The 7,119-nt window shown below is 61.6% G+C and carries 5 protein-coding genes; 1 reads left to right on the top strand and 4 read right to left on the bottom strand.

Annotated elements, in window-relative coordinates; all coding sequences use genetic code 11:
- Positions 1-269 precede the first annotated feature (269 nt).
- The 3 genes from ACIPL0_RS08315 to ACIPL0_RS08305 form a co-directional block, all read right to left on the bottom strand.
- Complete coding sequence (locus ACIPL0_RS08315; protein WP_400595203.1) at positions 270-1,115, bottom strand: NAD-dependent protein deacetylase; 846 nt, start codon at positions 1,113-1,115, stop codon at positions 270-272.
- A gap of 190 nt (positions 1,116-1,305) precedes the next feature.
- The gene (locus ACIPL0_RS08310) at positions 1,306-2,130 is read right to left on the bottom strand and encodes an HDOD domain-containing protein (RefSeq protein ID WP_400595205.1); all 825 of its coding nucleotides are present in this window, start codon (positions 2,128-2,130) and stop codon (positions 1,306-1,308) included.
- 108 nt (positions 2,131-2,238) lie between these two features.
- Positions 2,239-2,643, bottom strand: coding sequence for a hypothetical protein (locus tag ACIPL0_RS08305; protein ID WP_400595207.1), 405 nt, complete (start codon positions 2,641-2,643; stop codon positions 2,239-2,241).
- A 254-nt stretch (positions 2,644-2,897) separates the two neighbouring features.
- Between ACIPL0_RS08305 and ACIPL0_RS08300 the strand changes: the two genes are divergently transcribed.
- Positions 2,898-3,917: a branched-chain amino acid aminotransferase gene (locus ACIPL0_RS08300; protein ID WP_400595209.1), complete on the top strand. Its 1,020-nt coding sequence runs from the start codon at positions 2,898-2,900 to the stop codon at positions 3,915-3,917.
- Positions 3,918-5,716: 1,799 nt separating this feature from the next.
- Here the strand turns inward: ACIPL0_RS08300 and ACIPL0_RS08295 are convergent.
- On the bottom strand, positions 5,717-6,940 hold the full coding sequence (locus tag ACIPL0_RS08295; protein ID WP_400595211.1) for an MFS transporter: 1,224 nt from the start codon (positions 6,938-6,940) through the stop codon (positions 5,717-5,719).
- Between the last annotated feature and the right edge of the window lie 179 nt (positions 6,941-7,119).

Genomic DNA, 7,119 nt, shown 5'->3' with positions numbered 1-7,119 from the left:
TACAGGATTTTGGGGTTGTTGGGATGCATTGCCATACCGAGATCCCACAAACATCACACCACCGTGGGAGGGAGCTCTGCTCGCGATGGCGTCAACCCAGACAAACCTGTACCGGCTGACACACCGCCATCGCGGGCAAGCGCGCTCCTACAGGTACAGCGCAAAATCAGCTGTTTGCTTCTGGCCGAAGGCCGTGGGAGGGTCGCGAATGCGGTGTATCTGCGATACATCGTGTTCAGGGTTTACCTCTCCTGAAGGCAGCCCCTGCCTTACAAATCAACCAACCGCTGCGCCATGACCGGCAGCAATATTTCGCACGACGCGGCAATTTTCAGGTTCAGCAGGTCGTCGGCGCGGGTTTTGCCCATGTTGATGGCCACCAGTGGCTTGCCCTGATCGACCACGGCGCGGCACAGGCGAAACGCTGAATAGGCCATCAGTGAGGAACCGACCACCAGCAAACCTTCTGCATGTTCCACGTGGGCCATGGCTTTGGCGGCCGTGGGGGGCGCGACGTTTTCGCCGAAGAACACCACATCCGGTTTCATGCGTTCGCCGCCGCAATAGGGGCAGTGCGGCACTTGAAAGCGTGCTTCGAATGCTGGGTCGAGCAAGGTGTCGCCGTCCGGCGCCTGTGTCGCATCAACACCGGCCAGGTACGGGTTCGTCGCCACCAAGGTGCGCTGGATGGCGTCGCGTTCGCTGCGTTGGCGGCAATCCAGGCACAGCACCCAGTGCAGGCTGCCATGCAGTTCGATCACGTCGGGGCTGCCGGCCTGGTCGTGCAGGGTGTCGACGTTCTGGGTGATGACGCCGCTGATGATGTCGTGGCGCTGGAGTGTCGCCAAGGCTTCGTGGGCGGCGTTCGGTTGCGCTGCACGAACCCGTGGCCAGCCGAGCATGGCGCGGGCCCAGTAGCGACGGCGGGCTTCCGGGGCGTTGAGAAACTCCTGAAACATCATCGGCTGCCGCCCCCGGCGCACGCCATCGCTGTCGCGGTAATCGGGGATGCCCGACGAGGTGCTGATGCCGGCGCCGGTCAACACGGCAAAGCGGCGCTCGCTCATCCACTGCAACAGGGAATCGACGGAGGGGTGGGCGGGGGTATCGAACATGCACAGGTCCTCGGGGGTGGCCGTGTGCTGAGATTAGACGAGCCGACCATGAGCGCTGTATGCCATGCCGTCTGATGAACTCTTCGTAGGAGCCGGCTTGCTGGCGAAAGCGCTCGGTCAGGCACCTACAGGTGTGAATGACCAAAAGCATTCGCCAGCAAGCCGGCTCTACGGAGGGAGATGCAGCCCTTTAGCTCAACAACTCGGCAAACGCCTTGTCGGCTTCGATCACCGCTGGCAGTGCGGCGAACAGCGCATTCAGGTCGATGCCTTCGAGCAACGGTACATCCACGGCTTTCTGCGCTTCTGGCGTGGCGCCACCGTAGCTTTCCAGGGCGTCGCACACGATCAAGGCCTGGGCCACGATGCGTGGCTGGGTCGCATCGCCAGGGGCCTGCATCGGCCTGGCCTGATAGGCAATGGCTTGCTGGATCACCGCCGGCAATTGCCAGCGCTTGGCCAGTTCGGCACCGACCTCGGGGTAACCGAAGCCCAGTTGCAGGGTTTCGATGGCCGCGCGGCCGGTGGTGCCGGTCTTGGTGGCGCTGTTGATGCGTTCGGCGACCTGTGGCGCGCCGGTCTGGATCAACAGCTCGCCAATGTCGTGCATGACCCCGCAAGTAAAGGCGATTTCCGCATCGGCCCCGGACTGTTTCGCCAGCAGACGGCAGATCCCCGCCATCTGGAAACTTTTCAGCCAGAAGCCTTTGAGGTCGAAACTCGGTCCTGCCTTGAACGCGCCGGTCACCGCCGAGGCCAGCACCAGTGTGCGCAGGGTGTTGAACCCCAGGCGCATGGCCGCGTCCTCGATGCTCGACGACTCCCGTGCCCCGCGAAACCGCGCCGAGTTGGCCAGCCGCAGGATTTTCGCCGCAATCACCGGGTCCTTTTCGATGTTGCGGGCAATGCTCTCCAGACTCGATGTCGGGCTGTCGAACTGCTGAATCAGGTCTTGAGCAACCTTTGGAATGCTCGGAAGACTGTGCAAATCGGCAAACAACTGATCAATACCCATGGGCCTTCCTCCTGTTTCATCCGGTTTACAAACCATAGGCAACATTGGCGAATCCGCTAGGCAAGTTGTTCAGCTTTTGACACAGCTCAGGCGCGGGCGGACGAGAGGTCAGTCGGCAGCCTGACGGAACTGCACGACATTGCCTTCCGGGTCGAAGCCGTCGCAGGCGGTGAACCCGCGGGCGCTCCATTCGGCGCCGGGCGGGTCGATCTGGCCACCCAGTTCGGCGGCGGCAGCGCGGGCGATGGCCAGGCTGGCGACGGGGAACACCAGCTTGGTCGGCTGATCGACGCGACGGAAGGGCGGGGTAGTGATGTCGAGACGGTCGGCCACTTCTTTGGGAATGCCATGGATGACCAGTTGAAAAGTGGCTGATTCCAGCACGATCAGCCGTTTCTCCGTGACGTTCTCGCTCATTCCCGCCAGTTCGCGGTAGAAGCGCGCCACACGAGGCAAGTCCTTGGCGAACAATACGGCGCCGTGTTTGGGCAGAGCAGGGGTGGCAGCAGGCATCGGTTTCTTTCCTTGAAGGCGGATGAACGGCCATTTTGCGCAGGCTGGCAGCGCAGTGAAAGCCCTGTTTTCACCACAGCACGAGGCGGATTGCGATGAATCTTTCGATTAAGTGCGCGGGAGGCGGTTTGCGGCGAGAAAAATCAGTAATATGGCGAAACACCGGAACGGGCCGTAACCTGCGCCGGGCCAATATTGTTGAAACGCCAGACGCCGGGCACACCGGCAGCGCTGGCCTGGAAATAGAGGGTGTCATGGGTAACGAAAGCATTAACTGGGACAAGCTGGGTTTCGACTACATCAAGACCGACAAGCGCTATCTGGCTCACTGGCGTAACGGCGAGTGGGACAAGGGCACCCTGACCGAAGACAACGTGCTGCACATCAGCGAAGGTTCCACCGCGCTGCATTACGGCCAGCAGTGCTTCGAAGGTCTGAAGGCCTACCGCGCCAAGGACGGTTCGATCAACCTGTTCCGTCCTGACCAGAACGCCGCGCGCATGCAGCGCAGCTGCAGCCGTCTGCTGATGCCGCACGTGCCGACCGAGATGTTCATCGAAGCGTGCAAGGAAGTGGTCCGCGCCAACGAACGTTTCATTCCGCCATACGGCACCGGCGGCGCGCTGTACCTGCGTCCGTTCGTGATCGGCGTCGGTGACAACATTGGCGTGCGCACTGCGCCCGAGTTCATCTTCTCGGTGTTCTGCATTCCGGTCGGCCCGTACTTCAAGGGCGGCATGAAGCCGCACAACTTCGTGATCTCCAGCTACGACCGTGCCGCCCCGCAAGGCACCGGCGCCGCCAAGGTCGGTGGCAACTATGCCGCGAGCATGATGCCGGGCAGCGAAGCCAAGAAGAACGGCTTTGCCGACGCGATCTACCTGGACCCGCTGACCCACTCGAAGATCGAGGAAGTCGGTTCGGCCAACTTCTTCGGTATCACCCATGATGACCAGTTCATCACTCCGCGTTCGCCGTCGGTGTTGCCGGGTATCACCCGTCTGTCGCTGATCGAGCTGGCTGAAACCCGTCTGGGCCTGAAAGTGGTCGAGGGTGAGGTGTTCATCGACAAGCTGGATCAGTTCAAGGAAGCCGGTGCTTGCGGTACTGCTGCGGTGATCACGCCGATTGGTGGTATCAGTTACAAGGACAAGCTGCATGTGTTCCACAGTGAGACTGAAGTGGGTCCGGTGACGCAGCGTCTGTACAAGGAGCTGACCGGTATTCAGTTCGGCGAGATCGAAGGCCCGGCGGGTTGGGTCGTCAAGGTCTGACGCTTGGTCTGATTGTCGCGCAATAAAAACCACCGCCTTTTGGCGGTGGTTTTGTTTCTGGCGCCCGTTTTGGCCTGAACGCGGACCCTTGTAGGAGCTGGCTTGCCCTGCGACCGGCGACGCAGTCGTCGTAAAATCTATGCACTCGGTTTGTCTGGTCTGACGCTGTAGCTGCTAACGCAGCCCTGTTTCGCCTGACGGCGAGTTACTTGGAAAAGCCCCAAGTAACCAAGGGCTTCTTACCCCGCCATACGGCACCTCGCTAATGCTCGGTGTTCCCTCACTCCGGCCATGCTCCGTGGGCACGCCGCGAATGGGCCATCCATGGCCCACGCGGCTCTCGCGACATCCTGTCGCTCGACCCACTGCGCATCGCCTGCGTTCGGCCTTCTGGGATGGGGCCCCAAGATCAAAACCCAAATCAAAAGCCAGATCAAAAGCTGGCGAAACACTCCCTCCCACAGCCTTTGGCCAGAAGCAAAGGTTATTCACCGGACGGCTGCGGGTTCTGGCGGCATGCTGAAATTTGCCCGACACCCTGAAAAACGGTGGGAGCGAATGCATTCGCGAGAGGCCTGCATGGCCGCACCCAATGTGTCGTCTGAGCCTTCGCATCGCGAATGAATTCGCTCCCACAGTGGGTTTTTGTTTGTTCAGGGATGTTGGCTGCATCTGACAACACGCCTTCGCGGGCAAGCCGGGCTGCTACGGACCCGTGAACACCTGCTTCTGTTGATTCTGGCCGCAGGCCGTGGGGGGGATCCGAGTTTACGAGGGTCGCGAAGGCGTGAGTCCAGACAGCCTTGTGTTGACTGATCCACCGCTTTCGCGAGCAGGGCTCCCTCCCACTTTGTTTTGTGGTGTATCCACGATCCCTGTAGCAGTCCGGCTTGCCGGCGGTGGGGCCCGCAAGATCGCCACCGCCGGCAAGCCGTGCTGCTACGGCTTTTGATTTTGATCTTGGGGCCCCGTTCCAGAAGGCCGAACGCAGGCGGTGCGGAGTGGGTCGAGCGGCAGGATGCCGCGAGAGCCGCGTGGGCCATGGATGGCCCATTCGCGGCGAGCCCACGGAGCATTGCCGGAGTGAGGGTATGCCGAGCCAAAGCGAGGCACCGTATGGCGGGGAAGAAAGCCCTTGGTTACTTGGGGCTTTTCCAAGTAACTCGCCGTCAGGCGAAACAGGCTGCGTTAGCAGACTAGCAATCCGCCAAACAAACCGCATGCACAGGTTTTACGACGACTGCGTCGCCGGTCGCAGGACAAGCCAGCTCCTACATAGATCGCGGTGAAACTTCTGTAGCAGTCCGGCTTGCCGGCGGTGGCGGTCTTGAGGACGCCTTCGCGGGCAAGCCCGCTCCCACAAGGTTTTTGTGTTTCGCCGGCTTTTGATCTTGCTTTGGATTTTGATCTTGGGGCCTCGTCCCAGAAGGCCGAACGCAGGCGATGCGCAGTGGGTCGAGCGACAGGATGTCGCGAGAGCCGCGTGGGCTATGGATGGCCCATTCGCGGCGGGCCCACGGAGCATTGCCGGAGTGAGGGCATGCCGAGCCTGCGGCGAGGCACCGTATGGCGGGGTAAGAAGCCCTTGGTTACTTGGGGCTTTTCCAAGTAACTCGCCGCCAGGCGAAACCAAGCTGCGTTAGCAGCTAAAGCGATCAACCAGACACACCGCGTGTACAGGATTTACGACGACTTCGTCGCCGGTCGCAGGGCAAGCCAGCTCCTACACGAATCCGCGTAACGTGCTGAGGGCGAAACAAGGCTGCGTTAGCAGCTAAAGCGTCAGGCCAGACACACCGCTAAAGAGCTTCACGCTCCAGCACCGACCGTCTGATCCCTCGCCACAGCAACCGTCCAAGCGCCACCGACCAGTTCAGCAGCGCCACGCCCAGCAAAATTGTCAGCATCGCCGATACACCACGGTCGACGATGATTTTGCCGGCCAGCCACGGAAAGCCGAACACACCGATGAAGTACGCCAGGCTGAACAGCAACAGGGCCTGGGTGGTCGTGCCGGCGGGGGCTTCGTTGGCGGCCAGGCCGTTGATCACGGAGTAGGTCAGGCCGTAGCCGACGCCAAGTACGATGGCAGCCAGCAGGTAGCTGAAGCGGCTGTCGACACCCCACTGAAACATCAGGATCGACACCACGATCAGCCCTGATAACAGGCAGGCCATGATGTAGGGATCACGCTTGACCACATGCCCGGCCACCAGCATGCGGCCGGCGATGGCGGCGCCCATGAAACCGGCGAAGAACAGTGAGTAATCCAGCGAGCGGGCATGGGCATAGCTGGTCTGGAAGCTTGACAGGCCACCGAACACCGCACCGCCCAGGCCCACCATCAGAATCGGGAATACCGCTCCGGAACGCAGCACGGTCAACGCGCCGGCCACCGACAGTTTCGAGGCCGAGGCAGCGGAGTTGTCCGGCAAGCGGGCCAGTGCCGCCGACAGCCGCCAGAACAGCAGTACGCCCGCGAGACTCGACAACGCCGCCAGCCAGAACGCACTGCCAATCGGCAGGCCCCACAGGCCGGCCAGGCGTCCCAGCAGCGGGGCGGCGCCGATCCCGCTCATCATGCTGCCGGAGAGCAGGGCGAAATAACGGGCGCGCTGGGCTGGCGCAACGATGCTGGCCACGATCACCGGCCCCAGGGTGTAGAACACGCCCCAGCCGACACCCAGCGTCAGGCCGAACAGGATCATCAGGGTCAGATCCCCCGCGCCAAGGGCAAAGCCCAGGTTCGCCAGCACCAGGGTGAGACCGCACAGCGCAACGGCTCGTGCCGCGCCCAGTCGGTCGCACAAGTGTCCGGAAAAAACCACAGCTACAAAGGTGCTGAGCATGGCCGCAGAGATGACCGTCCCGGCGTCTTTCTCGTTACCGCCATGGCTGGCGAGCAGCAACGCCAGCAGGAAAGTCGAGCCGTAGGCGATCGACAGGAGAAAGCTCGCCACGCAGAACACGCTGAACAGCGCGCGTGGAGGTGTGCCGGCAGAGGCAGTGAGGCGTTCGGTCATGGGCAGTCCGTTGTTCAATAAAACGAACGGATAGTGTGAAAGATCCGCCGTCAATTCACGTACAGAATTCACGACCTCAGGTTCTGAAATCCCTTAACTGAAGCGCCGCCGGGCCTGTGAGCCTGGACTATGGTTTGAAGCGGGCAAACAAGCCTGACGTTCAAAAAATAAGGATGCTT

The sequence above is a fragment of the Pseudomonas sp. NPDC090208 genome, assembly GCF_044746785.1.
Lineage (GTDB): Bacteria > Pseudomonadota > Gammaproteobacteria > Pseudomonadales > Pseudomonadaceae > Aquipseudomonas.
The sequence above is the reverse complement of the archived record's forward strand: the minus strand, read 5'-3'. Positions and strand labels throughout refer to the sequence as shown.